Source organism: Hydrogenophaga sp. R2 (genome assembly GCF_049843595.1).
Taxonomy (GTDB): domain Bacteria; phylum Pseudomonadota; class Gammaproteobacteria; order Burkholderiales; family Burkholderiaceae_C; genus Hydrogenophaga.
The window spans coordinates 1256729-1281057 of sequence record NZ_JBBHZN010000001.1 but is presented as its reverse complement, the minus strand read 5'-3'; the positions used below and the strand labels follow the sequence as shown (position 1 = coordinate 1281057).

Annotated in this window: 27 protein-coding genes; 10 read left to right on the top strand and 17 right to left on the bottom strand. The window is 71.3% G+C overall.

Annotation, left to right across the window (positions count from 1 at the left end; genetic code table 11):
* The first annotated feature begins 9 nt into the window (after positions 1 to 9).
* Positions 10 to 1110: a phytoene/squalene synthase family protein gene (locus WD026_RS06135; protein WP_425722740.1), complete on the top strand. Its 1101-nt coding sequence runs from the start codon at positions 10 to 12 to the stop codon at positions 1108 to 1110.
* Here the strand turns inward: WD026_RS06135 and WD026_RS06130 are convergent.
* The 17 genes from WD026_RS06130 to WD026_RS06050 form a co-directional block, all read right to left on the bottom strand.
* Entirely contained in the window at positions 1095 to 2096 is a 1002-nt protein-coding gene (locus WD026_RS06130) for an NAD(P)H-binding protein (protein WP_425722739.1), read from the bottom strand. The two genes, WD026_RS06135 and WD026_RS06130, sit on opposite strands and share 16 nt — an antisense overlap.
* A 7-nt stretch (positions 2097 to 2103) precedes the next feature.
* Positions 2104 to 2853 (bottom strand): formylglycine-generating enzyme family protein, encoded by a 750-nt coding sequence (locus tag WD026_RS06125; protein ID WP_425722738.1) that lies wholly within the window; start codon positions 2851 to 2853, stop codon positions 2104 to 2106.
* Between the two features lie 30 nt (positions 2854 to 2883).
* Positions 2884 to 3792 carry a carotenoid 1,2-hydratase gene (locus WD026_RS06120; RefSeq protein WP_425722737.1) on the bottom strand — a complete coding sequence of 303 codons (909 nt, stop codon included), beginning with the start codon at positions 3790 to 3792 and terminating at the stop codon, positions 2884 to 2886.
* Positions 3747 to 5282, bottom strand: a complete 1536-nt coding sequence (gene crtD, locus WD026_RS06115; RefSeq protein WP_425722736.1) for a 1-hydroxycarotenoid 3,4-desaturase CrtD — start codon at positions 5280 to 5282, stop codon at positions 3747 to 3749. Before crtD ends, WD026_RS06120 begins: the two co-directional genes overlap by 46 nt.
* Positions 5279 to 6046 (bottom strand): hypothetical protein, encoded by a 768-nt coding sequence (locus tag WD026_RS06110; RefSeq protein ID WP_425722735.1) that lies wholly within the window; start codon positions 6044 to 6046, stop codon positions 5279 to 5281. Before WD026_RS06110 ends, crtD begins: the two co-directional genes overlap by 4 nt.
* Positions 6047 to 6077: 31 nt before the next feature.
* Positions 6078 to 7172, bottom strand: coding sequence for a photosynthetic reaction center cytochrome PufC (pufC, locus tag WD026_RS06105; RefSeq protein ID WP_425722734.1), 1095 nt, complete (start codon positions 7170 to 7172; stop codon positions 6078 to 6080).
* Positions 7172 to 8149 (bottom strand): photosynthetic reaction center subunit M, encoded by a 978-nt coding sequence (gene pufM / locus WD026_RS06100; protein WP_425722733.1) that lies wholly within the window; start codon positions 8147 to 8149, stop codon positions 7172 to 7174. Before pufM ends, pufC begins: the two co-directional genes overlap by 1 nt.
* 16 nt (positions 8150 to 8165) lie before the next feature.
* Positions 8166 to 9005 (bottom strand): photosynthetic reaction center subunit L, encoded by an 840-nt coding sequence (gene pufL / locus WD026_RS06095; RefSeq protein ID WP_086119320.1) that lies wholly within the window; start codon positions 9003 to 9005, stop codon positions 8166 to 8168.
* A gap of 121 nt (positions 9006 to 9126) precedes the next feature.
* Positions 9127 to 9318 (bottom strand): light-harvesting antenna LH1, alpha subunit, encoded by a 192-nt coding sequence (gene pufA, locus WD026_RS06090; RefSeq protein WP_086119321.1) that lies wholly within the window; start codon positions 9316 to 9318, stop codon positions 9127 to 9129.
* A gap of 11 nt (positions 9319 to 9329) precedes the next feature.
* Complete coding sequence (locus WD026_RS06085) at positions 9330 to 9554, bottom strand: hypothetical protein (RefSeq protein ID WP_425722732.1); 225 nt, start codon at positions 9552 to 9554, stop codon at positions 9330 to 9332.
* Positions 9555 to 9590: 36 nt separating this feature from the next.
* On the bottom strand, positions 9591 to 9734 hold the full coding sequence (pufB, locus tag WD026_RS06080; RefSeq protein ID WP_086119323.1) for a light-harvesting antenna LH1, beta subunit: 144 nt from the start codon (positions 9732 to 9734) through the stop codon (positions 9591 to 9593).
* 108 nt (positions 9735 to 9842) lie between these two features.
* Positions 9843 to 11324: a chlorophyllide a reductase subunit Z gene (gene bchZ / locus WD026_RS06075; protein WP_425722731.1), complete on the bottom strand. Its 1482-nt coding sequence runs from the start codon at positions 11322 to 11324 to the stop codon at positions 9843 to 9845.
* Entirely contained in the window at positions 11324 to 12868 is a 1545-nt protein-coding gene (gene bchY, locus WD026_RS06070; protein ID WP_425722730.1) for a chlorophyllide a reductase subunit Y, read from the bottom strand. The genes bchZ and bchY overlap by 1 nt, the downstream gene beginning before the upstream one ends.
* Before the next feature lie 4 nt (positions 12869 to 12872).
* Positions 12873 to 13880, bottom strand: a complete 1008-nt coding sequence (locus WD026_RS06065; RefSeq protein ID WP_425722729.1) for a chlorophyllide a reductase iron protein subunit X — start codon at positions 13878 to 13880, stop codon at positions 12873 to 12875.
* Complete coding sequence (gene bchC, locus WD026_RS06060) at positions 13877 to 14845, bottom strand: chlorophyll synthesis pathway protein BchC (RefSeq protein WP_425722728.1); 969 nt, start codon at positions 14843 to 14845, stop codon at positions 13877 to 13879. The genes WD026_RS06065 and bchC overlap by 4 nt, the downstream gene beginning before the upstream one ends.
* 32 nt (positions 14846 to 14877) lie before the next feature.
* Positions 14878 to 16077 carry a methyltransferase gene (locus tag WD026_RS06055; RefSeq protein ID WP_425722727.1) on the bottom strand — a complete coding sequence of 400 codons (1200 nt, stop codon included), beginning with the start codon at positions 16075 to 16077 and terminating at the stop codon, positions 14878 to 14880.
* Positions 16078 to 16110: 33 nt separating this feature from the next.
* Positions 16111 to 17028, bottom strand: coding sequence for a polyprenyl synthetase family protein (locus tag WD026_RS06050; RefSeq protein WP_425722726.1), 918 nt, complete (start codon positions 17026 to 17028; stop codon positions 16111 to 16113).
* Between the two features lie 223 nt (positions 17029 to 17251).
* Between WD026_RS06050 and ccmA the strand changes: the two genes are divergently transcribed.
* The 9 genes from ccmA to ccmI are packed head-to-tail and all read left to right on the top strand — an operon-like array spanning position 17252 to position 24324.
* Complete coding sequence (gene ccmA, locus WD026_RS06045; RefSeq protein ID WP_425722725.1) at positions 17252 to 17875, top strand: cytochrome c biogenesis heme-transporting ATPase CcmA; 624 nt, start codon at positions 17252 to 17254, stop codon at positions 17873 to 17875.
* A gap of 59 nt (positions 17876 to 17934) precedes the next feature.
* Positions 17935 to 18603 (top strand): heme exporter protein CcmB, encoded by a 669-nt coding sequence (ccmB, locus tag WD026_RS06040; protein WP_425723208.1) that lies wholly within the window; start codon positions 17935 to 17937, stop codon positions 18601 to 18603.
* A gap of 4 nt (positions 18604 to 18607) precedes the next feature.
* Positions 18608 to 19360 (top strand): heme ABC transporter permease CcmC, encoded by a 753-nt coding sequence (gene ccmC, locus WD026_RS06035; protein ID WP_425722724.1) that lies wholly within the window; start codon positions 18608 to 18610, stop codon positions 19358 to 19360.
* Positions 19357 to 19560: a heme exporter protein CcmD gene (ccmD, locus tag WD026_RS06030; RefSeq protein WP_425722723.1), complete on the top strand. Its 204-nt coding sequence runs from the start codon at positions 19357 to 19359 to the stop codon at positions 19558 to 19560. The genes ccmC and ccmD overlap by 4 nt, the downstream gene beginning before the upstream one ends.
* Positions 19557 to 20015 (top strand): cytochrome c maturation protein CcmE, encoded by a 459-nt coding sequence (gene ccmE, locus WD026_RS06025; protein ID WP_425722722.1) that lies wholly within the window; start codon positions 19557 to 19559, stop codon positions 20013 to 20015. Before ccmD ends, ccmE begins: the two co-directional genes overlap by 4 nt.
* Entirely contained in the window at positions 20012 to 22006 is a 1995-nt protein-coding gene (locus WD026_RS06020; RefSeq protein WP_425722721.1) for a heme lyase CcmF/NrfE family subunit, read from the top strand. The genes ccmE and WD026_RS06020 overlap by 4 nt, the downstream gene beginning before the upstream one ends.
* The gene (locus WD026_RS06015; RefSeq protein ID WP_425722720.1) at positions 22003 to 22527 is read left to right on the top strand and encodes a DsbE family thiol:disulfide interchange protein; all 525 of its coding nucleotides are present in this window, start codon (positions 22003 to 22005) and stop codon (positions 22525 to 22527) included. The genes WD026_RS06020 and WD026_RS06015 overlap by 4 nt, the downstream gene beginning before the upstream one ends.
* Before the next feature lie 4 nt (positions 22528 to 22531).
* Complete coding sequence (locus tag WD026_RS06010) at positions 22532 to 23011, top strand: cytochrome c-type biogenesis protein (protein ID WP_425722719.1); 480 nt, start codon at positions 22532 to 22534, stop codon at positions 23009 to 23011.
* Positions 23008 to 24324: a c-type cytochrome biogenesis protein CcmI gene (gene ccmI, locus WD026_RS06005; RefSeq protein WP_425722718.1), complete on the top strand. Its 1317-nt coding sequence runs from the start codon at positions 23008 to 23010 to the stop codon at positions 24322 to 24324. The genes WD026_RS06010 and ccmI overlap by 4 nt, the downstream gene beginning before the upstream one ends.
* Positions 24325 to 24329 lie beyond the last annotated feature (5 nt).

Genomic DNA, 24329 nt, shown 5'->3' with positions numbered 1-24329 from the left:
CTTGTCCCCATGACCGTGTCCGCCGCCCTGTCCCCGCCGGAGGCGTCCCGCCCGGCCGACCCCGCTGCCGACCTGCAGGCCTGCGTGGCGCTCATGCGCACCGGCTCGCGCAGCTTCTTCGCGGCCAGCCGCCTGCTGCCGCCCCGGGTGCGGCCGGCGTCCATTGCGCTGTATGCCTTCTGCCGGGTGGCCGACGACATCGTCGACGAAGGCGGCCTGTCGCTCGAGGACAGCCGTGCCCTGCTGGCCGGCCGGCTGGACGCGATCTATGCCGCCCGCCCCGGCCCGGCGGTGGAAGACCGGGCCCTGGCCGCCGTGGTGCAGCAGTACGGCCTGCCCCGGCCGTGGCTGGATGCCCTGCTGGATGGCTTTGCCTGGGACGCCACCGGCCGCACCTACGACACGCTCGAAGAGGTGCATGACTACGGCGCCCGTGTGGCCGGCAGCGTGGGCGCCATGATGTGCTGGCTGATGGGGGTGCGCAGTCCGCAGGCCCTGGCCCGGGCCTGCGAGATGGGCGTGGCCATGCAGCTCACCAACATCGCCCGCGACGTGGGCGACGACGCCCGCAACGGCCGCCTGTACCTGCCGCGCCAGTGGCTGCGCCAGGCCGGCATCGACCCCGATGCCTGGCTGGCTGCGCCCCACGGATCACCCGCCCTGCAGTCGGTGGTGCTGCGCCTGCTGGACGAGGCCGACCGCCTGTACCGCCAGGCCACACAGGGGGTGGCGCTGCTGCCGCGCGACTGCCGCGCCGCCATCCTGGCGGCCCGCCACATCTATGCCGACATCGGCAGCCAGATGCGCCGCCAGGGCATCGACCCGGTGCAGCAGCGCAGCGTGGTGCCCACCGGGCGCAAGCTGGCGCTGGCCGCACTGGCCTCGGTGCAGGCCTGGCAGCTGGCGCCGCGCCGCAACCCGTCGGCCCTGCAGGCCGACCCGCTGGCGGCGGTGGCCTACCTGGTGGACCACGCGGCCGGCAGCGACGAGCTGCCGTCGTCCTTGCCCCGCCCCCTGCGGGCGCGGGTGATCTGGATGATCGAGATGTTCGAGCGGGTGGAGATCCAGCGCCTGGAACAGCGCATCGCGCAGCGTCAGAAGACCGCGTGATCGCCGCGCTCCGGTGCGGCTTCGCCCCGGGCCAGGGCGGCATAGTGGTCCCACAGCGTGTCGCTGCCGAAGGACGGCGTGGCGGCCTCGTCGTAGCGCCCCTGGGCCGCGTCCCACACCAGCATGGATTCGGTGGCGTAGTAGCGGCCGATCTGCGCCAGCTGCGCCTTGTCGGCCAGTGAGGGCCGGATGCGCGAGGCCAGCCGCAGCCCGCCGATCACACCGTCCAGCACCCACACCGGCACCTCTCTGAAGCGGGGTGGAAGACCCAGCAGCGCAAACAGGCGCTCGCCCTGTTCGCGCGGCGTGATGGCCGGCCCCGGGCCACCGATGGGCAGCACCCGGTCAAAACGCTGCGGGTCGCTCAGGCAGCCGGCGATGAAGTCACCCAGGTCGCGGTCGCTGATGGGCTTGCAGGCGGTCAGCCGGCCATCGCCCATCAGCAGAAAGGGCTGCCCGCGCCGCAGCCGTTCCACCTGGCCCGAGAGCGACTTGAAGAAGGCCGTGGGCCGCACGATGCTGTAGCGCAGGCCGGAGGCCATCAGCGCCTGTTCGGCCGCGAGCTTGGCCTGCTGGAAGGCCAGCAGAGGCTTCTGCACGCACAGCGCCGACAGCATCACCATGTGCGGCACACCCTGCTGCTGTGCGGCCTGCAGCGCCTGGCGCGTGGCGCCGTGGTCGATGGCCCAGGCGTCGGCCGGTGCGCCGCTGCGCGAGGCCATGCACGACACCAGCGCATCGAAGCGTTCACCGGCCATGCCGTCCTGCACGATGGACGCCGCCCTCGTGGGGTCGCCGATGCGCACGGTGCAGCCCGGCAGCAGCGCGCCAGCGGCCGTGGCATCGAGTCTCCCGGCCACGCCGCTGCGCGGGCGCACCAGGCACACCACCTGGTGGCCCTGCCGGCGCAGCGCCTGCGCCGTGGCCTGGCCGATGGTGCCGGTGGCACCCAGCAGCAGCACGCGCTGGCCGGACGGGGTGGTCATGCGTCGGTCACCGGGTGGGCGCCGGTCCGTCGGCCGGGTAGACGCAACGGAATCCGATGTAGACCGCGTAGAAGCGCGCCGGCTTCCAGGCATCCACACCGGTGCGCATCTGGCTGGCGCCGTACCACCACGAGCCGCCCATGGTGCGGCGCTCGGGGCCGTCGCTGCCGGGTCGCTGGTCGCTGGCCCATTCCCACACATTGGCCCCCATGTCGAACAGGCCGTTCACGCCCACGCGGGTGGCGCCGGTGGGCGCGGCGGTGGGCCAGCGGTCGGGGCCGGCGTTGTCGCTGGTGTTGGCGCCTTCCGGGCTGCTGCCGGTGGGGTAGGGGTAGGTGGTGCCGCGCTGCAAGGGCGCCGGGGGCGATTCGCGCTGCTCGGTGTAGGCGGCGCTGTCCCACTCGGCGGCGGTGGGCAGGCGGCCACCGGCCCAGCGGCAGAAGGCGGCGGCTTCGTCGAAGTTCAGGTGCACGGCGGGCAGGGCATCGCTGGCGGGGCGGCCTTCGGGCATGCGCCAGGTCCAGCCGGGTCGGCGGGTCCAGCCGCCGGCAAATTCGAAGCCGCCGCCTTCGGCCTCGGCCCGGGTGCGGGTGCCGGTGTCGGCCACGAAGCGGGTGAAGCGGGCGATGCTGACCTCGGTGCGGTCCCAGCGCAGGGCGCCCAGGGTCACGGTGTCGGGGGGCGTGGTGGACGCTGCGGCAGCAGCTGCTGCAGCGGCGCACAGCACCAGCAAGGCGGACAGGGCATGGCGTTTCATGCCGCGATCATGCCGCGCACCACAAGGCCGTCAGGTGCGCCGGGGCATGCGCCAGGGCAGCATGGCCTGCACGATGGGCGACACCAGCCGGGGCACATGCAGGGTCTCGTGGAAGCAGGTCACGGTCTCGCCCAGCAGGCTGTGGCGCAGGGCGGCGCGCTGGTAGAAGGGCGTGTCCTCCAGCTGCTCGTGCACCGTCACCGGGCCGTCGCTGCGCAGCCGGCGGGCGATGCGCCAGGCGGTGCGCGGCAGCGTTTTCTGCGGCGGCGCCTCGAAGGGCGTGATCTCGCCGTCGGTGCCGAAGCGCAGGGCCAGCAGCCGGGCGTCGGGCCGGGTGGGTTCCAGGTCGTAGAGCACGGCGGTGCTGCCGTCGGCCATGAGGCTGCGCGACCAGTCCCATTCGGTGAAGGCGCGGTCGATGGGTTCGTCGCCCTCGTTGGAGTCCAGGTAGGCCTGGCCGCGCCAGCGCTGCTCGGGCAGGCTCAGGTCGACCTCCACCCGGGCCTGCGGCGCCAGCGGCCCCCAGCGGTGGCGGCCGGCGGCGTCCAGCGGCGTGCTGAACGAGAACAGCTGCATCGGGTGCACCTGGATGCGCCCGCGCACCCGCCGGGGCAGGGGCACGCCGACCTCGTCGATGTCGATCACCAGGCTGTCGCCGTTCCAGCGCAGCTGGCTCGGGCCGATGCGGAACTCGGTGCGGGTGCGGTGGTTGAGCGCGGCGCCGCGCTCGGTCATGGTCCAGCGCCGGGCGTGGCGGCTGTAGAGCGCCACGTTGAGCGCGCAGAAGTTGTCGGGGTCGGTGATGGCGCCGCCCCGGCGTGCCCAGGCGTAGTAGGGCGAGAACACGCTGCCCACGAAGGCGATGATGGTCAGGCCGTACTGGCCGTCGTCGCTCAGGGCGTCGAGGTACCACCAGAGGTAGCCACCCGGGGGAACCACCGGGTCGAACCTCGGCTCGCCAGCAGGGCCTCGGCCGCCCGAAGGCCAGAGAGGGCCGCCATCGGCACCCCCGGGCCCGGATGGACGCTCCCCCCCGCCAGAAAAAGGCCATCCACCGGCGTCGCGGCGTTCGGCCGGGCGAAGGCCGACATCCAGCCGTGGGTCGCCTGGCCATACAGGGCTCCCCCGGTGGCCGGGAAGAGGCGATGGAAATCCACCGGTGTGGTGAGCACCGACGGCGGATTCGCCTGCCGGATGCGAAGCCCACAGCGGCGCAGCAGGTTGAAGGCGGCGGTCTGACATGGTTCGATCTCCTGCGGGGTGAATCGGGACGGCTGGTCGCCCAGGGCGGGCGCATTCACCAGGCACAGCAGGCGCTCGGCACCCGAGGGGTCGGTGCCGGTGCCACGGTCCTGCGCGCACACATACACGGTGGGCTGCGCGGGCAGCCGGCCGCGGCCGAAGATGTCGCTGAACTCGCTGGCGTAGTCGCTGCGGAAGAACACGTTGTGCCGGTCCAGCGGCAGGCCGCTGGTGGGCGTGTGGATGGACCAGGTCAGGGCCGAGAGCGAGCGCGGCTGCGCCCGGGTGGGCACGCTGTCCTGCACCTGCGGGCCCAGCAGGCCGCCGCGCAGCGCGGCGATGTCGCCATTGAAGACCACGCTGTCGGCGGCCAGCCGCTCGCCGCTGGCCAGCAGCACGCCGCTGGTGCGGCCGCGTTCGGTCTGGATGCGGGCGCAGGGGCTGTGGTAGCGGAACACCGCGCCGTGCTGGCGCGCCAGCCGCTCCAGGCAGCGCGCCAGGGCGTGCATGCCGCCGTCGATGGACCACACGCCGTCCAGCTCCACCTGGGCGATCAGCATCAGCGTGGCCGGCGCTTGCCAGGGTGATGATCCGGTGTAGGTGGCATAGCGGCCGAAGAGCTGGCGCAGGCGCGGGTCGTGAAAGTGCCGGCCCAGGCTGCGCCACAGGCTGGCCATCGGTCCCAGCCCGGCCAGCACGCCGATGCCTCGGGGGCCCAGGCGTGCCGACAGGCCCAGCATGCCGGGCATGCGGTCGCGGATGTAGGGGCCTTCCAGGGTGCGGTAGACCTCGCGGGCCTGGGCGCAGAAGGCGGTGAAGCGCTGCGCTTCGGCGGCGCCGGCGAAGGCGTGGACCGCCTCGGCAGAGCGGGCGGCGTCGGCATGCAGGTCCAGGGTGCTGCCGTCGTCCCACCAGTGGCGGGCCAGCACGCTCAGGGGGCGCAGCTGCAGCTCGGTGTCCAGGTCGGCGCCCACCGAACCCAGGATCTGGTCGAACACCCAGCGCATGGTCATGACGGTGGGGCCGCTGTCGATGGGTGCACCGTCCACCTCGATCTGCCGCACCTTGCCGCCGGGGCCGGCCGCGGCCTCGACCACGGTCACGTCCATGCCCTGGGCGGCCAGCTGCAGGGCGGCCACCAGACCGCCCATGCCGGCGCCCACGACGACCACGCGTTGACGGTTCATGACAGGGCCTCGGCGGTGTCGATGGCGTTCGGTGCCGGCCAGGCCCCTTGCCGGGCCAGCAGCCGCATGCGCACGAACAGGGATTCGGAGAAGTACTGGTGCCGGTAGGCCGCCTCGATGGCGGTCTGGTGGGCACCCTGACGCGCATAGGCGTTCATGGCGGCGGTGTCGCGCCACAGGCTGAAGGTGCACTGGCGCACCAGCGGGGCTTCGCCCAGGCCCATGGCCAGGGTGCAGCCGTCGGCCCGCTGCATGGCGTTCTGGGCCGGTGGTGCATTGCGCCAGAAGGCCATGGCCTTGGCCGGGCGGATGCTGGCGCGGGTGAGCACCGCCAGCGGGCTGGGCTCGGCCGATCCGGCACCGGCATCGGCGTGCTCGCCCAGCTGGCTGGCCGGCGTGGCGCCCCAGGCCTGGCCGTCCCAATGGCCCCGGGCCGACACCACTTCGAGCAGGCCGCTCCAGTGCTGGGCGGCGCGCTCGCGCATGGCCTGCACATGGCCACCCTGCAGGAAGGCATCGGCCTGGCCGGCGTGGTCGAACACGGCAATGAGGCCCTGGTGGCTGGCACTCGGTCGCAGGCCGAAGCCTCCACCATGCCCGCTGCCCATGACCTTGGCAAAACAAAGGCCCGGCGTCTCCTTGAGCGCGCCGGGCCCCTGCATGAGCCGCATCCAGCCCCAGCCCTGGTGTTCGCGCAGGTAGTTCACCAGCACGACCACCACCACCCCCGAGAGGGTGATCACGTCCTGGGCGACCTCGGCCATGGTGGGTGCCCAGTGGGTGGTCCGGGGGGACTCAGGGTTTGGCCGGCGGTGCGGCCGGTGTGGCCGCTGCCGCCGCGTCCGCCGGTGGTGCGGCGGTGTAGGGCCGGTAGGCCGCCAGCTCGGGGTGGTCCTTCAGCATGGACTGGCCCAGCAGCGGCTTGTAGGCACCCTGGTGGCAGGTGGCGCAGTTGGCCTTGGCCACGTCGCCCAGTTCACCCTTGCGGTGGGCCGGGAAGACCTGGGTCAGCGGCTCCATGTAGGACAGGTTCACCTCGCGCGCCATGCGGATGCCGTGCCAGGCCGTCACGCGTTGCGGCGGGCCGCCCTGCCAGCCACCGAAGTTGGCGCTGTTGTGGCAGTAGGTGCAGTTCACGCCCAGACCGGACGACATGTGCTCCATGAGGGCATAGGTCTTCTCGGTGCGCTGGATGCTCTCGCCCTTGCCACCGCTGACCGGCAGTGCGCCCTTGGCCTGCACCCGGATCGGCTCGCTGCCCAGCAGGTACGGGGTGAACGGGTCGTAGGGCAGGGAGGCCAGGCCCACCGAGTCGGCCGGCGTGTTCTGCCCGGCCTTGTCGCCCATGAAGTTGGAGCCGTAGGGTTCGGACTTGGCGGTGAACCAGACCTCCTTGGGCACCGGCTGGCCACGGTGGCAGGTGTAGCAGGTCACGCCGGTTTCCTTGACGTGGCTCTTGTAGCTGCTGTTGATGAACTGCGTCATCTGGACCATCTTGCGGGCCACCACCTTGGTGTAGAGGCTGTCGTCCGCAAAGTTGGCACCGGCGTGGCAGTAGGTGCAGCCCTGCTCGGGCGCGACCCAGGCGGTCATGGCCACCATGAGGCGGGTGAACTCGCCCACGCTGAGGTCGCCCAGCACCTTGACGTTCTGGTAGACCGCGCCGGCCTTGGGGCCGCTGGCATCGGCCGGCGGCTGGGCCTCGGGCACCACGTTGGCCTTGTCGACCTCGATGAGCGTGCGCGGGTTGTAGACCTGGACCATGCCGGTGCCCCGGTAGCCGTGCTGCACGGTTTCCATGGGCGGCCGCTCGCAGGCGGCCAGCAGCGTGAGGGAGGCCAGGGCCGCCACGCGCAGCCAGCGGCTGGCGGTGAAGGATGTCGTGTTCATCACTTGCCTCCGTTCATGAGGGCCGGGTCCATGACCTCGGGGAAGACCATCGGGTAGGGCGGTGCCACGCCATGCTTGATGGCCCACAGGTACCAGTTGTCCACCACGGTGCCGGTCAGCAGGATGCCGATGCCGCCGGTGAGCGGGCACAGCACGGCGAACCACCAGGCCCAGCGGTGGATGGATTCCATGGTGGCGTTGAAGCCCATGGTCCAGCGCCAGAACAGGGCGGCGCGCTCGCTGGCCGTGCCGCGGTCGGTGATCTGCTCGATCTCGCGTTCACCGCCGTAGCGGCCCACCGCCAGGATGGTCGCGCCGTGCATCGCGAACAGCAGCGTGGAGCCGTACAGGAAGGCGATGGACAGGGCGTGGAACGGGTTGTAGAACAGGTTGCCGTAGCGCAGACTGAAGGCGGCCGTCCAGTCCAGGTGGGGGAAGATGCCGAAGGGCACGGCCTCGCTCCAGGTGCCCATGAGCACCGGGCGGAAGAGGCCCAGCACCAGGAACAGCCAGATGGCGGCCGCAAAGGCCCATGGCACGTGGGTGCCCATGCCCAGCTCGCGGGCGCGGCGGTAGGTGCGGGCCCACCACAGCAGGATGGAGACGGTCAGGAAGGCACCGCAGATCTGCCACCAGCCACCCTGGTTGAGCGGGGCCAGGCCCAGGCCGTGTTCCGGTCCCGGCGGCTCCAGCGACAGCCAGAAGAGCTGGCGCACGAACTGGATCGGGTCGTAGTTGACCGAGGCCAGCATGTTGAAGCCGATGATGTTGAAGGCCAGCAGACCCAGGATCAGCGAGGCCAGGCCCAGACCACCCAGGTAGATCGGACCGACCTGGGCATTGCCCAGCCGACCGAACAGGTGGACGATGGCCGGTTCCTTGCCGGTGCGCGGGCTGTTGCCGTGTCCCAGCGGCACCCCGTGGTGCAGCGGGCCCACGGCCTGGACCGTGGTGAAGAGGTTCTGGTATTGCGCCATGGTGTTCTCCCTGCGGTTACTTCAGCGGCCACTGCGACCAGATGGGCAGGTTCAGCCACCAGCCCCACCACTCGGGCCATCCGCGGCTCCAGAACGGACCGCTGATGACGATGCACAGGGCACTGAACAGCACGGCCGCCAGCGCCAGGAACAGACCCAGCCGGTGGATGCCCAGGGTGCCCACCGAGTAGCCGATGATGTCGCGGAAGAAGGTGTCTTCGTGCTCCGGCGTCTTCACCTCGGTGCCGGGGGCCGGGTTGGTGGCCGACAGCACCAGGGCACCGTGCAGCGACAGCGCGAAGGTGGTGGCGAAGAAGAAGCTCACCGCCAGCATGTGCGCCGGGTTGTAGTGGAAGTGCAGGTACTGGTAGCCCACGTTGGACACCCAGTCCAGGTGGCTGAAGATGCCGTAGGGGAAACCGTGTCCCCAGGCACCCAGCAGCACCGGCCGCACCACCACCAGGGTGACGTAGGCCAGGATGGCCACCGAGAAGGCCGCGGGCACGTGGTAGCCCATGCCCAGTTTTCGGCAGATCTCGACCTCTCGCAGCGCCCAGGAACCGAAGGCGCCGATGGCGCACACGGTGATGAGCTGCCACAGGCCGCCTTCCATCAGCGGCGCAAAGCGCAGGCCGTAGGACAGGTCGGGGGGCGCGATGCTGATCTGCCAGAGGTTCCAGGTCGGTCCCTGCGATGCACCCCAGAGGATCATCGCAGTGCCCAGCAGCGTGAAGAACATGGTCGTCACGCCGAAGAAGCCGACATAGAACGGCCCCACCCAGAAATCGAACAGGTCGCCGCCAACCAGGGTCCCGCCTCGAACCCGGTATTTCTTTTCAAAATTGAGCATGGCCATGGTGCGGCCCTCCTGTCTCAGGTGGATGGAGTTCTTTGTGCTTGTGTGGGGTGAGGGTCTGCGGTGCAAGTGCCGGTCCGGCCCGTTGTGACGGACCGGCACTTGCGTGCCGCGATGACCGTCAGGTCTTCGGTGCCGGGGTGGCGGCGGGCATCACCGCCGCAGAGGCCGGCTTGGCTTTGGGACCGTCGAGCCAGTTGAACTTGTTCGTGCTCAGCAGGATGAGGTGGATCATTGCTGCGAGGGTGAACAGGAAAACGCCTTGGACGACCATCGCGCGCAGCGGGTCGTAGAGTCGCCAGATTCGCCACATATGTGTGCTCCTTAAATGATGTGAGACATGAGCGTGTAAACCGCGGCATGCACGCCCGAGAAGATGCTGGCCTTGTGCTCGGCCCCCGGCAGCCACACCTGCCAGTGCAGGCCAACGAGTTGGCCCAGCAATGCCAGCGACAGCAGCAACAGGAAACAGGGCGCAAAGATCAGCAGGAAAGACAGCTTGTCCCCCCGGCTGGATGGCTTCTGGGCCGCATAAGTCAGGTCGTTCATGACAGTTCTCCACTCATGGATGGGTCAGGCTATGGATCAGAGCCAGGGCCGCCAGAACCACACCAGCAGGTGGGCCACCACGGCAATCGCCGTGAACCCCACAAAGCCTTGCATGTAGTACTGATGGAACTCCTGAGCCTCGTCATCCGTCAGGCCGGATATGGATGTCCGTTGTGACATGTGATGCTCCTTCTCAAAAAGGCCTTGTGGCCTGCGTTGCGCCCAACCCGCGCAACCTGGGCAGCCGGGGCGGAATGCCTCGACATCTCTGACGGGCGTTCACGGCGCTCATGCCGGAACTCCCAGGCCGAGCTCGCGCCCGGCGTTGTTCACATGGCTGCTGTCCACCACGGCCGCACCGGCCTGGCGGGCGGCACGCTCCGAGCCGTCGCGCAGACGGCGGGCGGCCGAGATCTGCACCAGCACCGGCTGCAGCGCCACGATGGCCTGCAGGCGGGCCTGGGCCGCGTCGTCCCACGGGGTCTGTGCGGCGTCCTCGTTCAGGCGCGCCGGCGTGGCATCGCCCCGGTCCATGTCGGTGCCCAGCGGCAGGATGTGGAACAGCGCGTCGAACAGCGCGTTGCACACCTCCTGGATCAGGTAGGTCGCGCCGCTGTAGCCCATGAAGGGGGTGCCGGTGTGGCGGCGGATGATGGCGCCGGGGAAGGACGCCGGAATGAAGGCCGAGCGCATCGGGCCCTGGCTGCCGGCTTCGGCCAGGTACATGCGTTCGTTGTAGCTGCCGAACAGGATCAGCGGCATCTGCTGCTTCACCAGCTCGCGCACGGCGGCGTTGTCGGTCTTTTCGCCGGCCTTGCGCGAGACCGCAAAGCGGCAGGGCAGGCCCATCTCGTCTTCCAGGAAGTGGCGCAGGCCGCGCGCATACGTCTCGCCGGCCACCACCGCAAAGCTGGCGGTGGCAAAGAAGTCCTGGGTGACGCTGCGCCAGAGGTCCCACACCGGCTTGATGGTGGTGTGCTTCTCGCGCTCGATGAAGGGCTCGGGATCGAGGCCCAGCAGCTCGCCCAGCGTGCGCAGGAACTGCGTGGTGCTGTGCAGGCCGATGGGGGCCTGCAGGTAAGGGCGCTCCAGCGTCTCGCAGAGCTGGCGGCCGAACTCGCGGTACATGCAGATGTTCACATCCGCCTCGACCAGGCGCGACACCTCCGAGAGGTGCGAACCCAGCGGGAAGACCATGTTCACCTCGGCACCGATGCCCTGCACCAGGCGGCGGATCTCGGCCAGGTCGCTCGGGCTGTTGAAGGTGCCGTAGCAGGGGCCGATGATGTTGACGCGCGGTTTTTCACCGGCCGGGCGCTCGGCCAGCGGCGTGCGGGCCGGCACCTTCTTCATGCCGTACTCGCTCCACAGCCAGGTCATGGCGCGGTTGGCGCACTGCCACTGGTCTTCGTCGATGGTGCGCGGCAGAAAGCGCATCAGGCCGGTGCCTTCGGGGGTGACGCCGCCGCCGATCATTTCGGCGATCGAGCCGGTCACCACCACGGCCGGCAGTTCGGGGTCGAGCACCGCGTGGGCACGCTTCATGGCGCCCTCGGTGCCTTCACGGCCCAGCTGTTCTTCGGCCAGGCCGGTCACCACGATGGGCAGCTCGTGCGGGGGCAGGGCGTCGGTGTAGTGCAGCACGCTGGTCACCGGCAGGTTCTCGCAGCCCACCGGGCCGTCGATGACCACCTGCAGGCCCTTGATGGCAGTGAAGACGTACACGGCTCCCCAGTAGCCGCCGGCGCGATCGTGGTCGAGGATCAGCATCAGCCCATCTCCTCGGCCTTGCGGCGCTTGGCCTGCTTCTCGAGCATGCGGCGGTTGTCCTTGCGGAACTCCGGGTGCTCGGTCGGCACGCCTTCCCACACGCCGGCCCGGTCGCCCTGGCCCACGTTGCCGAAGAAGTCGGCCATGGCATCGAAGCGCTGCTGGTTGGCCATGGCGGCATTGATCACCTGCACCAGCGAACCGGCACCGGCCACGCCCATGAGCGGGCGGGCGGAAATGAGGTTGGTGTAGTACAGCGACGGAATGCGGGCCTGCTTGGCCGCCTGCACCACCGGGGTGGTGCCGATGGCGAGCTGCGGCTGGTATTCGCGCACGGCAGCCAGGTCCTGCTCGAGCGAGGCGCGGAACTGCACCTGCACGCCCTGGGCGCGCAGCCAGTCGGCGTCGGCCTGGTTCCACGGGGTGGCCGGGCAGGCGCTGCCCACGTAGCGCAGGTCGGCACCGCAGTCCACCAGCAGGCGGCCCACCAGCAGCTCGGAGCCTTCGTAGCCCGACAGGGTGATGCGGCCCTGGATGCGCTGCTGCGACAGCACGCCGCGGATGGCGCCCAGGGTGGCGTTGCGGGCGGCGTCGATGCGCTCCTGCGACACGCCGGCTGCCGCGCCGATGGCGCCCAGCCAGTCGTGCGTGCCGGCTATGCCCACCGGGGCCGAGCCCACCACGGGGCGGCCGGCAGCCTCGAACTCACGGACGCTGGCGGTGTAGAAGGGGTGGATGGCGGCCACGGCCACGCCGTCGAGTGCGGCGTACAGCTCGCGCCATTCGCGGGTCGGCACCGTGGCGCCCACGGCCAGGCCCATGGGGGCGATCATCTGGCCGATCAGCATGGGGTCGGCCGGGAACATCTCGCCCAGCAGGGTGATGGCGGGCAGGCTCTGGCGGCCCCGGCTGGGGGCCTGCACCGGGCCGGCCATGATCTCTTCGCGGGCGAAGCGCAGCATGGCGCCCGAGAGCACGTCCTTGGCCTCGGCATGGGTCGGCACGCCGAAGCCCGGCACGTCGATGCCGATCACGCGCACGCCGTCGATCACCTTGGGCAGCAGCTGCAGCGGCACGCCGCTGGCGGTGGGCACGCACAGGTTGATGACCACGATGGCATCGAGCTGCGCCGGATCGGCGATGTCGTGCACCGCCTCGCGGATGTCCTCGAACAGCTTGCCGGTGACCAGCGTTTCGCTGTTGAAGGGCACGTAGCCCACGCTGCGGCGGGCGCCGTAGAAGTGGCTGGTGAAGGTCAGGCCGTACACGCAGCAGGCCGAGCCGGACAGGATGGTGGCGGTGCGCTTCATGCGCAGGCCCACGCGCAGCGAGCCGAAGGCCGGGCACATGCTCTGCGGCTGGTCGTGCGGGCCGGCGTCCGGGTTCTTGGGGTAGTCCTGGGCGTACTGCTGCAGCACCTCGCTCTTGCCGGCCTGGCGGGCCGCGGCCAGCAGCGTCTCGCCGCCGCTGTGGCAGCCCATGCCGTCGCCCTCGATGGCCGTGGGCACGTTCAGCGGGACGATGGGGATGGTGGTGCTGCCCATGGCTTCAGGCCTCGTCGTAGATGACTTCCAGGCTGGGGCGGCTGGTGTCGGTGCGGCCGCACATGTCGAACTGCGTGGCCGGCTCCAGCACATAGTCGCGGCCGGTACTGGAGGCCGAGAACAGGCCCAGCAGGGCGTCCTGGCTCAGCGGGCTGGGCTTGTTGGGCACCGAGGTGGCCACGTTGCTGGCCAGCTCGGCGAACATCGGGCCCCAGGGCGAATCGGGCCGGCCGATGATTTCGTAGCTGGCGCTCTTGCGGCGGATGTCGTCGTTGGCCGGGATGGTGGCCAGCACCGGAATGCCGGCGGCCTGGGCAAAGGCCGAGGCCTCGCCGGTGCCGTCGTCGCGGTTGATGACCATGCCGGCCACGCCCACGTTGCCGCCGAGCTTGCGGAAGTACTCGACCGCGCTGCACACGTTGTTGGCCACGTACAGGCTCTGCAGGTCGTTGCTGCCGACCACGATGACCTTCTGGCACATGTCGCGGGCGATCGGCAGGCCGAAGCCGCCGCAGACCACGTCGCCCAGGAAGTCGAGCAGCACGTAGTCGAAGCCCCACTCGTGGAAGCCGAGCTTCTCCAGCGTCTCGAAGCCGTGGATGATGCCGCGCCCGCCGCAGCCGCGGCCGACCTCGGGGCCACCGAGCTCCATGGCGTACACGCCGTCGCGCTTGAAGCACACGTCGCCGATCTGCACCGCCTCGCCGGCCAGCTTCTTCTTGCTGCTGGTCTCGATGATGGTGGGGCAGGCACGGCCGCCGAACAGCAGGCTGGTGGTGTCGCTCTTGGGGTCGCAGCCGATCAGCAGCACCTTCTTGCCCTGCTGGGCCATCATGTAGCTCAGGTTGGCCAGCGTGAAGCTCTTGCCGATGCCGCCCTTGCCGTAGATGGCAATGATCTGGGTTTCCTTCTTGACCTCGCCGGTGTGCACCGGGTCCGGGTCGATGGAGGCCTCCTGCCGCAGGCGCTCCTGGAAATGGACCGGATGGCTCTTGAGTTCAGGTGCGTTCATGCGTTGCTCCAGTCGAGGACCATCTTCAGACACAGGGGATCGCCGAACGCCGCTTCGTAAGCGGCGTGGGCGCGCACCGGGGATTCGGTGTGGGTGATCAGGCCGTCCAGGCTCAGGCGCCCGGTGTTGACCAGCTCGGTCACGGCCAGCAGGTCGGCGCGTTTCCATTCGGCGGCCACGCGGATCGAGGCCTCGCGCATGAAGGCCGGTGCGTAGGCGAACGACAGGTCCTGGCGGTAGAAGCCGGCCAGCACCACCTCGCCGCCCTTGACCAGGCGCGGGATGACGGTGTGCAGCACGCCGGCGTCGCCGCTGACGTCGTAGATGGCGTGGTACTGGGCGGCGGTGTCCTCGTCCGGGTGCACCACGGTGTAGCCCTCGGCACCGCTGCGGCGGGCGGCCTGGGTTTCCCAGACCACCGGGGCGGGGGCACCGGCGGCCACGGTCAGGCGGGCCAGCAGGCGGCCCATGACGCCGTGGCCCACGATCAGGTCGGGCGGGGTGCCCGGGTCGCGGCTGCCGCCGTGGCTGACCGTGTGGTAGGCCGTGGCGGCCAGGGCCAGCAGCACGGCGCTGGCGCCCTGGGCGCTGCCTTCATGGAGCTTGACCACGCGGTCGGCCGGCACCACCAGGCGCGAGCCGGCGCCGCCAAACAGGTTGTGCACGCCTTCAAAGCTGTAGGAGCCGGGCACGAACACCCGGTCGCCCAGGGCAGGGGCCTGCTGGCCGGTCAGGTCGCCATGCACGCGGACCACGCGGCCCACCGTCTCGTAGCCGGGCACCAGCGGGTAGCCCATGCCGGGGAAGGGCGGCATGCTGCCGTCCCACAGCAGGCGCTCGGTGCCGGTGCTGATGCCGCTGTGTTCCACCTGCACCTCCACGTCGCCCGGCTGCGGCGGCCGCAGGGGCAGCGACCGCACCGAGAGCTGGCACGGTTGCTGGAAGACGATGGCGGCGGCGTTCATGTGATGTATTTAATGGTTGACAAAATGTAGTGTCATTCTTTATTGACACTCGTGCCTGCATCCAAGGGTAAACACCTAGTTTTTTGGCCCAGCAAGAGGGCGGCGTGCACCGGCTGGTGGCCCGGCAGCCGGCGCACCTGCTCGAAGCCGGCCTCGGTCATGAGCTGCATGAGTTCGGTCGGCGTGCGCAACCGCCCCGAGCCCATGGCCAGCAGGTAGAAGTGGAAATACGGGTCGGGCGTGGCCGGCTGGCCGTCCACCTCCGCCATGGGCTCGGCCAGCAGCAGCTCGCCGCCCACCGGCAGGGCGTCGTGGATGGCGCGCAGCAGGCGGCGCACGGCGGCGTCCGGGTGGTCGTGGGCCACACGCACCAGGGTGATCAGGTCGGCGCCCCGGGGCAGGGTGTCGTGCAGGAAGCTGCCCGGATGGCATTCGATGCGCCCGGCCAGGCCCTGGGCCTGCACCCGCTGGCGGGCCAGCTGCGACACCGGCGGCAGGTCCAGGTGCATCAGCGACAACGCCGGGTAGCGACGGGCCAGGGCGCACACCCAGCCGCCCAGGCCACCGCCCACGTCCAGCACGGTGCGGTGGCGGCTGAAGTCGTGGCTGTCCAGCAGCTCGTCGATCACGAAGCGCTGCGAGCTGGCCATGAGGGCCGAATAGCGTTCGAACTGGGCGGTGGGCGCGGGCGCCTGCGCGCGGCCGTCCTGGTGGTCGGTGTAGGGCCACCAGGCGTGCATCTGGGCGCCGTCGGGGTCGCGCAGCAGGGCCAGCGGATCGTGCAGGTCGCGGTAGAGGGTGGCGTTGTGTTCCACCATGTCGCGGATGCCGGCGTGCACCGCCAGCGGCGCACCCAGCGGGCCCAGCCCGTAGCGGCGGATGCCGCGCCGCTCCAGCAGCTGCAGGGCCACGGCGGAATCCAGCAGGCGCTGCAGGTGGGCCGCCGGCACACGGGCGCCGGCTGCGATCTCGTCCAGGCTGTGGGGGCGCTCGGCCAGCCGCTCGAACAGCTGCAGGCGAACGCAGCCCAGCAGCACCTGCGAATGCACGAAGCCGGCCATGAGGTCGAACAGCTGCTTTGAGCGCCGCTTGACCAGCCAGCGGGTGAACACGCTGCGACCGGCCCAGCGGCCCAGGGCGGGGCTGGTCATCCAGCGGTCCACCTGCTGCGCCCAGCGATCACCCCAGCCGCTGGCAGCGGCCGGTGGGGTGACGGGCTGGAGGGCACTCATGGCAGGGCTTCGTGCGGGATGTCGGGCGGGATGTCAGGCCACGGCCGGGCGGTGCATCACCCGGGTGGGGTGGCGGCGCTCGCGTTCGATGCGTTCGCTGGTGGCTGGTGGAATGAGGCGGGCTGCCTCGTGCAGCACCAGGGCCTGCATGGCCCGGCGGGCCGGGCCTTCGGGCACCGAGTCGACCGCAGCCGTCATGAGCGCCTGGAAGTGGTCCATGGCGCCGCCCAGGCCCAGGTCGGCCGCCGCGCTGGGGCGGTGGTGGGTGGCATCCTGGCCGGCCGGCTTGCCCAGCTGGTCGGCCTCCATCAACACGTCGCGGATGTCGTCGGCCACCTGGTAGGCCTCGCCCAGGCATTCGCCCAGGGCGCGCCAGCCGGCGGGGTCGGCACCGGCGGCCAGGGCGCCGGCGCAGGTGGAGGCCACGAACAGCGCGCCGGTCTTGGCCCGCTGGTAGGCCGCCAGTTCCACCTGGGGTTCGCATTCCCAGGCCTGGCCGGCCACGATGCCGTCCGGGGCACCGGTGCCGCTGCACACCAGCTGCAGCAGGCCGGGCAGGCGGTCGATGTGTTCGGGCGATTGCCGTGCGCCATGGGCCAGGGCCTGGTATGCCAGCACGATGAGGGCATCGCCGGTGAGCAGGGCCAGCGGTTCGCCATACAGACGGTGCACCGTGGGCTGGCCGCGCCGGGTGTCGGCGTCGTCGAAGGCGGGCATGTCGTCGTGCACCAGCGAGGCGCAGTGCAGCAGCTCGATGGCCACCGCGGCCGAATCGGCCAGGGCCGGGGCGCTGTCGCCGCAGGCCCGGGCCACCGCCAGGCAGAGCTGGGGCCGGATGCGTGCGCCACCGGGAAACACCGCGTGCCGCATGGCCGCCAGCAGCCGGGGCGGGGCGCTGGGGCTGTGGGCCCGCAACAGTTGCGATTCGAGCGCTTGCTGTATGCGTGACATCAGGTCCATGGCGGCCTCGGTGGTGGTGCTGTCAGAAAGATTCGACAGATTGAGTGTCAATCTAACATGACACTTCGGAATGTCAATGAACTTTCGTATCCCGAATCCAGCGCCCGCCAGCGCCCCGAGCGGTGGTTTGTGTCATCCAGACGGCTGTGGTAAAAGTGTCAATTCAAATTGACATGCCACGTCGGCATGCCAAGGTCCACCCGAGGAACACGCGTTGAACACCCCTGGCCTGGTGCTGGATTCGGTGACCTGCTCCCGCGGCGGCCGCACCCTGTTTGACCGACTGGACCTGCAGCTCGCGCCCGGCCAGTGGCTGCAGGTGCAGGGTGCCAACGGCGCCGGCAAGACCAGCCTGCTGCGGCTCATCAGCGGCCTGTTGCCGCCCTCGGCCGGCGAGGTGCGCTGGCGCGGCGAGCCGGTGGCCACCCAGCGCGACCGCTGGTGCCGCGAGCGCCTGTACCTGGGCCACGAGGCGGCCCTCAAGGACGATCTGGACCCGCTGGAGAACCTGCAGGTCGCCAGCCTGCTGGCCGGCTGGCCCGCCAGCCGCGCCCAGGCCCGGGCGGCGCTGGCCGATGCCGGTCTGCGCGGCTGCGAACGCACGCCGGTGCGCCGGCTGTCGCAGGGCCAGCGCCGGCGCTGCGGCCTGGCGCGCCTGCTGCTGTCGCGCAGTGCACCGCTGTGGGTGCTGGACGAACCCTTCAATGCGCTGGATGCCGACGCCTGCGCCTGGCTGGCCGAGCGGCTGCAGGACCACCTGCAGCGCGGTGGCCTGCTGGTGCTCACCAGCCACCAGAGCGTGCCCCTGCCGCCGCCCGAGCAGGAGCTGCAGCTGTGAACACCCTGGCCACTGCGGTCGACCCGGCCCTGGCAGCGCGTGACGCCGCCGCGCCGGGCTTGCTGGACGGCCTGCGCGCCATCTTCCTGCGCGACCTGCGCATCGCCCTGCGCCGGCGCAGCGACACCCTGGCCGCACTCGTGTTCTTCGTGCTGGTGGTCAGCCTGTTCCCGCTGGGCGTGGGGCCCGAGCCCGGCCTGCTGCGCACCATGGCCCCGGGCGTGGTGTGGGTGGCCGCGTTGCTGGCCTGCACGCTGCCGCTCTCGCGCCTGTTCGCCGACGACCATGCCGACGGCACGCTGGAGCAGCTGCTGCTCTCGCCGCACCCGCTGGCCTTGCTGGTGCTGGGCAAGGTGGCCGCGCACTGGGTGGCCGGCGTGCTGCCGCTGGTGCTGGTGGCGCCGGTGCTGGCACTGCAGTTCGGTCTGCCGGCCTCGGCCATCGGCGTGCTGCTGGTCTCGCTGCTGCTGGGATCGCCGGTGCTCAGCCTGGTGGGTTCGCTGGGCGCGGCGCTCACGCTGGGCCTGCGGGGTGGCGGCGTGCTCATGTCGCTGCTGGTGCTGCCCCTGCTGGTGCCGGTGCTGATCTTTGGTGCCGGCGCGGTGCAGGCCCATCTGGCCGGCATCGGTGTGGCCGGCCATTTTTCGCTGCTGGGGGCGCTGCTGCTGCTGGCCCTGCTGGCCGCGCCCACCGTCACCGGCGCCGCGCTGCGCATTGCCCTGGAGTGAGGCCATGAACCGATCGAGCTTCTTTCATTTCGCGGCCCCGGCCCGCTTCCATGCGCTGGCCGGCCGGCTCATCCCCTGGTTCGGTTCGGCCGCCCTGGTGCTGGCAGTGCTGGGCCTGTACGTGGGCTTCTTCGTCGCCCCGAGCGACGCCCAGCAGGGCGAGGCCTACCGCATCATCTATGTGCACGTGCCGGCGGCCTGGATGTCGATGTTCGTGTACTTGGTGATGGCGGTCTGGGCCGCGGTGGGGCTGATCTTCAATGCCCGGCTGGCCAGCGTGATGGCCCTGGCGCTGGCGCCCACCGGCGCGCTCATGACCTTTCTCGCGCTGTGGACCGGCGCCCTGTGGGGCCAGCCCACCTGGGGCACCTGGTGGGTGTGGGACGCGCGGCTCACCTCCGAGCTGGTGCTGCTGTTCCTCTACATCGGGTTCATGGCGCTGCACGGGGCCATCGACGACCCGCGCCGCGCCGATCGCGCCGCCGGCCTGCTGGCCCTGGTGGGCGTGGTCAACCTGCCCATCATCTATTTCTCGGTGCAGTGGTGGAACACCCTGCACCAGGGCGCCTCGGTCACGCTGAACAAGGCGCCCAGCATGGCCGCGCCCATGCTGCTGGGCATGCTGCTCATGGCCCTGGCCGCCTGGGCCTACTGCATCGCCATGGGCCTGTCGCGCGCCCGCGTGCTGCTGCTGGAACGCGAACGCCACACCGACTGGGCCCGTGCGGCCCTGCGCACATCAACGGAGGCCGCATGAACACCCTTGCCGACTTTCTGGCCATGAACGGCCATGGCCTGTATGTGTGGGGCTCGCTGGGCATGTGCGCGGCGGTGCTGGTGGCCGAGGTGGCCCTGCTGCGGCTGCGCCGGCGCCTGCTGGAGCGGGCCGTGACCGACGAACTCGACGACGCCGTGGCGGCCCCGGAGCGCAACACCCTGCACGGAGGCCGCGCATGACGCCGCGCCGCCGCCGCGCCCTGGCTCTGGTGGTGGGCCTGTGCACCGTGGGCGCCGCCAGCGCCCTGGTGCTCAACGCCTTCCGCAGCAACCTGGTGTTCTTCTACAGCCCCACGCAGGTGGCCGCCAGCGAGGCCCCGCGCGAGCGCAGCTTCCGGGTGGGCGGGCTGGTGGAAGAGGGCAGCCTGGTGCGCGATGCCCAGGGCCTGACCATCCGCTTTGCCGTCACCGACACCGTGCAGCGGGTGCCGGTCACCTACACCGGCCTGCTGCCCGACCTGTTCCAGGAGGGCAAGGGCGTGGTGGCCCAGGGCCGCCTGGGGACCGACGGCGTGTTCCGTGCCGACCAGGTGCTGGCCAAGCACGACGAGAACTACATGGCGCCCGAGGCGGCCGATGCGCTGGCCAAGGCCCGCGCCGGCCAGACGGTGGTGCTGCCGGAGGGCCGGCCATGATCCCGGAACTCGGTCACTTTGCGCTGGTGCTGGCGCTGGTCATGGCGCTGGTGCAGTCGGTGCTGCCGCTGTGGGGCGCGCAGACCGGCCACACCGGCTGGATGCGCCTGGCCGCGCCCGCCGCCACCGCGCAGTGCCTGCTGCTGGTGGTGGCCTATGCCTGCCTCACCCAGGCCTTCGTGGCGAGCGACTTCTCGGTCAAGCTGGCGGCCCAGCATTCGCACACCGCGCTGCCGCTGATCTACCGCATCACCGCCGTGTGGGGCAACCACGAAGGCTCCATCCTGCTGTGGTCCCTGGTGCTCTCGGGCTGGACCCTGGCGGTGGCCCACCGCAGTGCCGCGCTGGATCTGCCCATGCGCGCCCGGGTGCTGGGCGTGATGGGGCTCATCAGCGTGGGCTTCCTGCTGTTCACCCTGTTCACCTCCAACCCCTTCGTGCGGCTGGACGTGCCGCCGCTGGACGGCCAGGACCTGAACCCGCTGCTGCAGGACCCGGGCATGGCCATCCACCCGCCCATGCTCTACATGGGCTATGTGGGCTTCGTGGTGGCCTTTGCCTTTGCGGTGGCGGCCTTGCTGGCCGGCCGGCTCGATGCCGCCTGGGCGCACTGGTCGCGGCCCTGGACGCTGCTGGCCTGGATGTTCCTGACCGTGGGCATCGCCCTGGGCAGCTTCTGGGCCTATTACGAGCTGGGCTGGGGCGGCTGGTGGTTCTGGGACCCGGTGGAAAACGCGTCCTTCATGCCCTGGCTGGTGGGCACGGCGCTGATCCATTCGCTGTCGGTGTCGGAGAAGCGCGGCGCCTTCCGCCGCTGGACCGTGCTGCTGGCCATCCTGGCGTTTTCGCTGTCGCTGCTGGGCACCTTCATCGTGCGTTCGGGCGTGCTCAGTTCGGTCCATGCCTTTGCCACCGACCCGGCGCGGGGCGTGTTCATCCTGGCCTTCCTGGCCATCGTGGTGGGCGGCTCGCTGGCGCTGTTTGCCTGGCGCGCCCCCGGCATCGGCGCGGGCGACCGCTTCGAGCCGGTCAGCCGCGAGTCCTTCCTGCTGGCCAACAATGTGCTGCTGCTGAGCGCGGCGGCGGCGGTGCTGCTGGGCACGCTGTACCCGCTCATCATCGATGCGCTGGGCCTGGGCAAGCTGTCGGTGGGCCCGCCGTACTTTCAGGCGGTGTTCGTGCCGCTGATGGCACCGGCGCTGTTCCTCATGGGGCTGGGCCCGCTGGCCCGCTGGCGCAGCGCGCAGCTGCCCGACCTGCTGACCCGGCTGCGGGTGGCGGCTGCGGTGGCGGCACTGGGGGCGGTGGCCGCTGCGGCCCTGCTGGGGGTGTGGACGCCGATGGCCGGCCTGGGCCTGTTCATGGCGGCCTGGGTGGCGGCCAGCACCCTGGCCGGTGCCTGGCAGCGCCTGCGGGACCATCCCGCGCCAGGGCTGCTGGCCCGCCTGGGCGCCCAGAACGGCGCCTGGTGGGGGCTGCAGCTGGCCCACCTGGGCGTGGCGGTGTTCGTGGCCGGCGTGACCGTGGTCAGCAGCCTCAGCACCGAATCGGATGTGCGCATGGAGCCCGGCCAGACGGTGGAGGCCGGTGGTCACCGCTTCACCCTGCGCAGCGTGGAGCTGGTGCAGGGCCCCAACTACACCGCCGGCCGCGCCACCATCGACGTGGTGCGTGACGGTGAGGCCGTGGCCACCTTGCGGCCCGAGCGCCGCATCTACACCGTCAGTCGCATGCCCATGACCGAGGTCGCCATCGACCGGGGCGTGCTGCGCGACCTGTACGTGGCCCTGGGCGAGCCGGTGAGCGCCACCGCCTGGAGCGTGCGCCTGCACCACAAGCCGCTGGTGAACTGGATCTGGGGCGGCTGCCTGCTCATGGCCCTGGGCGGCCTGCTGGCAGCGGCCGATCGCCGCTACCGCGTGGCACGCCAGCGCCGTGCGGCCACCGACCTGCCCGCACCGGCCCGGCCGGCCCAGGAGGGCTTCGCATGAAGCGCTTCCTGTGGCCGCTGGTGGTGTTTGCGGGGCTGGTGGCGCTGCTGGGCGCCGGCCTCATGAAGAACCCGCGCGAGGTGCCGTCGCCCCTGGTGGGCCGTGCCGCGCCGGCCTTCGTCCTGCCCACCCTGGCCGACCCGGCACAGCAGCTCGGTCCGCAGCAGCTGCGGGGTCGGGTCTGGGTGCTCAATGTGTGGGCCTCGTGGTGCGTGGCCTGCGAGGCCGAGCACCCGGTGCTGGTGGACATGGCCCGGCGCACCGACGTGACGCTGGTGGGCCTGAACTACAAGGACAAGCGCGAGGCCGCGCTGGTCTGGCTCTCGCGCCACGGCAATCCCTACCGCGCCAGCCTGCTCGATGCCGACGGCCGGGTGGGCCTGGACTTTGGCGTGTACGGCGTGCCCGAGACCTACGTGATCGACCGCGACGGCGTGATCCGCCTCAAGCACACCGGGGCGGTCACGCCCGAGGTGGTGCGGGACACGCTGCTGCCCCTCATCCGGCAACTGGAGGGCTGACGCCATGACCCTGCAACGCGCCTGTCTCTGTCTGGCCCTGCTGCTCCCCTGGTGGGGCATGGCGGCGGCGCAGGAACGCGCGGTGCGCGCGCCCATCACCGACCCGGTGCTCGAAGCCCGCGTGCTGAAGGTGGCCGAGGAACTGCGCTGCCTGGTCTGCCAGAACGAGACCGTGGCCGCCAGCCAGGCCGAACTGGCGGTGGACCTGCGCGACCAGATCCGGCGCCAGCTGAGCGAAGGCCGCACCGAGGCCGACATCCAGCGCTTCATGGTCGAACGCTACGGCGACTTCGTGCTCTACCGCCCGCCGCTCAAGGCCGGCACCGTGCTGCTGTGGGTCGGCCCCTTCGTGCTGCTGGCAGCGGGTCTGCTGGCCCTGTGGCGCCAGCTGCGCCGCCAGGCCCGGCGCGCCGAGGCACCGCTGTCGGCCGCCGACTGGGAGCGCGCCCGCCAGCTGCTGGCCCCACCGGGAGAACGGCCATGACCGGCACGACCACCTTCATGGCGCTGGCCGCGCTGCTGCTGCTGGCCGCGCTGTGGCCGCTCGTCAACACCCTGCGGGACCGCAGCAGCCCACGGCCCCATTCGGTGCAGGCCAGTGCGGCCCCGGTGGCCCTGCTGCGCCAGCAGCAGGCGCGCATCGAGGCCGAGCACCGCAGCGGCCAGCTCGACGAGGCGGCTTATGCCCGCGCCCAGGCCGATCTGGCGCGGCGCGTGCTGGAAACCAGCGCCCTCACCGAGCCGCCGGAACAGACCGGCTACCGCATGGCCACCGCCGGCATGCTGCTGCTGGGGGTGCCGGCGCTGGCCACCGCGCTGTACCTGCAGCTGGGCCATCCGCAGGCGGTGCAGACCGCGGCCCGCCAGGCCGGCGATGCGCCCCAGGCCACCCTGGCCGATGTGGACGCCATGGTGCGCCAGATGGCCCAGGCGCTGGAGAACCCGCCCCCCGGTCAGGCGCCCGATGCCAACGCCTGGGCCCTGCTGGCCCGTACCCAGGCCGGCCTGCAGCGCTGGGCCGACGCCGACCGGTCGCTGCAGCGTGCGCTGGCCCTGCAGCCCGACCAGGTGGACTGGCTGGCCGACCGCGCCGACATCCTGGGCCTGGTGGGCACGCCCGGTGCGTCCACCGAGGCGGCCCGGCTGGTGGAGCGCGCCCTGCGCCTGAACCCCGACCATCCCAAGGCGCTGGCGCTGGCCGGTGGTGCCGCCTGGGAGCGCCAGGACATGGCCGCCGCCGAAGCCCACTGGCGCCGCGCCCGCCGCCAGGTGCCCGACGGCAGCTCGTTCGCCGCCAACCTCGACCGCAGCCTGCAGGCGGTGGCCGAGCAGCGCGGTGCGCTCAAGACCCCGCAGGCTCCGCTGGCCGATGCCTCGCCGGCCGTGGCCGCACCCGTGGCCACGCCTGCCGCGCCGTCGGCGGTGCTCATGGGCCGCATCGAACTGGCGCCGGCCCTGCAGTCGCGCCTGCAGCCCGGGGACACCCTGTTCATCATCGCCCGGGCCGCGCCGTCGGCCACGGCGGGTGCGGCCCCGGCCTCGCGCATGCCGCTGGCGGTGATCCGCCGGCCGGCCACGGCACAGGCCAGCGATTTCCGGCTCGACGATGCCCTGGCCATGTCGCCGGGCCACAGCCTGTCCAGCCATTTCGGCCAGAAGACGCCGGTGGTGGTGGAGGCGCGCATCAGCCGCTCCGGCCAGGCGCTGCCGCAGCCGGGCGATCTGCTGGGGCGCAGTGCGGTGTTCACCGCCAGCGCCCAGGGCGTGCGGGTGCTGATCGACCGCGTGCAACCCTGAGCGCA

Excerpts from the sequence above, each read along its gene's own strand:
- pufC (WP_425722734.1), bottom strand. The coding sequence starts at position 7,172 with ATGAACACGACATCCTTCACCGCCAGCCGCTGGCTGCGCGTGGCGGCC.
- crtD (WP_425722736.1), bottom strand. The coding sequence starts at position 5,282 with ATGAACCGTCAACGCGTGGTCGTCGTGGGCGCCGGCATGGGCGGTCTG.
- pufL (WP_086119320.1), bottom strand. The coding sequence starts at position 9,005 with ATGGCCATGCTCAATTTTGAAAAGAAATACCGGGTTCGAGGCGGGACC.
- WD026_RS06065 (WP_425722729.1), bottom strand. The coding sequence starts at position 13,880 with ATGAACGCACCTGAACTCAAGAGCCATCCGGTCCATTTCCAGGAGCGC.
- bchC (WP_425722728.1), bottom strand. The coding sequence starts at position 14,845 with ATGAACGCCGCCGCCATCGTCTTCCAGCAACCGTGCCAGCTCTCGGTG.
- WD026_RS06085 (WP_425722732.1), bottom strand. The coding sequence starts at position 9,554 with ATGAACGACCTGACTTATGCGGCCCAGAAGCCATCCAGCCGGGGGGAC.
- ccmI (WP_425722718.1), top strand. The coding sequence starts at position 23,008 with ATGACCGGCACGACCACCTTCATGGCGCTGGCCGCGCTGCTGCTGCTG.
- ccmD (WP_425722723.1), top strand. The coding sequence starts at position 19,357 with ATGAACACCCTTGCCGACTTTCTGGCCATGAACGGCCATGGCCTGTAT.
- pufA (WP_086119321.1), bottom strand. The coding sequence starts at position 9,318 with ATGTGGCGAATCTGGCGACTCTACGACCCGCTGCGCGCGATGGTCGTC.
- WD026_RS06020 (WP_425722721.1), top strand. The coding sequence starts at position 20,012 with ATGATCCCGGAACTCGGTCACTTTGCGCTGGTGCTGGCGCTGGTCATG.
- WD026_RS06125 (WP_425722738.1), bottom strand. The coding sequence starts at position 2,853 with ATGAAACGCCATGCCCTGTCCGCCTTGCTGGTGCTGTGCGCCGCTGCA.
- ccmE (WP_425722722.1), top strand. The coding sequence starts at position 19,557 with ATGACGCCGCGCCGCCGCCGCGCCCTGGCTCTGGTGGTGGGCCTGTGC.
- WD026_RS06050 (WP_425722726.1), bottom strand. The coding sequence starts at position 17,028 with ATGTCACGCATACAGCAAGCGCTCGAATCGCAACTGTTGCGGGCCCAC.
- pufB (WP_086119323.1), bottom strand. The coding sequence starts at position 9,734 with ATGTCACAACGGACATCCATATCCGGCCTGACGGATGACGAGGCTCAG.
- ccmC (WP_425722724.1), top strand. The coding sequence starts at position 18,608 with ATGAACCGATCGAGCTTCTTTCATTTCGCGGCCCCGGCCCGCTTCCAT.
- WD026_RS06015 (WP_425722720.1), top strand. The coding sequence starts at position 22,003 with ATGAAGCGCTTCCTGTGGCCGCTGGTGGTGTTTGCGGGGCTGGTGGCG.
- WD026_RS06055 (WP_425722727.1), bottom strand. The coding sequence starts at position 16,077 with ATGAGTGCCCTCCAGCCCGTCACCCCACCGGCCGCTGCCAGCGGCTGG.
- WD026_RS06135 (WP_425722740.1), top strand. The coding sequence starts at position 10 with ATGACCGTGTCCGCCGCCCTGTCCCCGCCGGAGGCGTCCCGCCCGGCC.
- bchZ (WP_425722731.1), bottom strand. The coding sequence starts at position 11,324 with ATGCTGATCCTCGACCACGATCGCGCCGGCGGCTACTGGGGAGCCGTG.
- bchY (WP_425722730.1), bottom strand. The coding sequence starts at position 12,868 with ATGGGCAGCACCACCATCCCCATCGTCCCGCTGAACGTGCCCACGGCC.
- WD026_RS06010 (WP_425722719.1), top strand. The coding sequence starts at position 22,532 with ATGACCCTGCAACGCGCCTGTCTCTGTCTGGCCCTGCTGCTCCCCTGG.
- WD026_RS06130 (WP_425722739.1), bottom strand. The coding sequence starts at position 2,096 with ATGACCACCCCGTCCGGCCAGCGCGTGCTGCTGCTGGGTGCCACCGGC.
- pufM (WP_425722733.1), bottom strand. The coding sequence starts at position 8,149 with ATGGCGCAATACCAGAACCTCTTCACCACGGTCCAGGCCGTGGGCCCG.
- WD026_RS06110 (WP_425722735.1), bottom strand. The coding sequence starts at position 6,046 with ATGGCCGAGGTCGCCCAGGACGTGATCACCCTCTCGGGGGTGGTGGTG.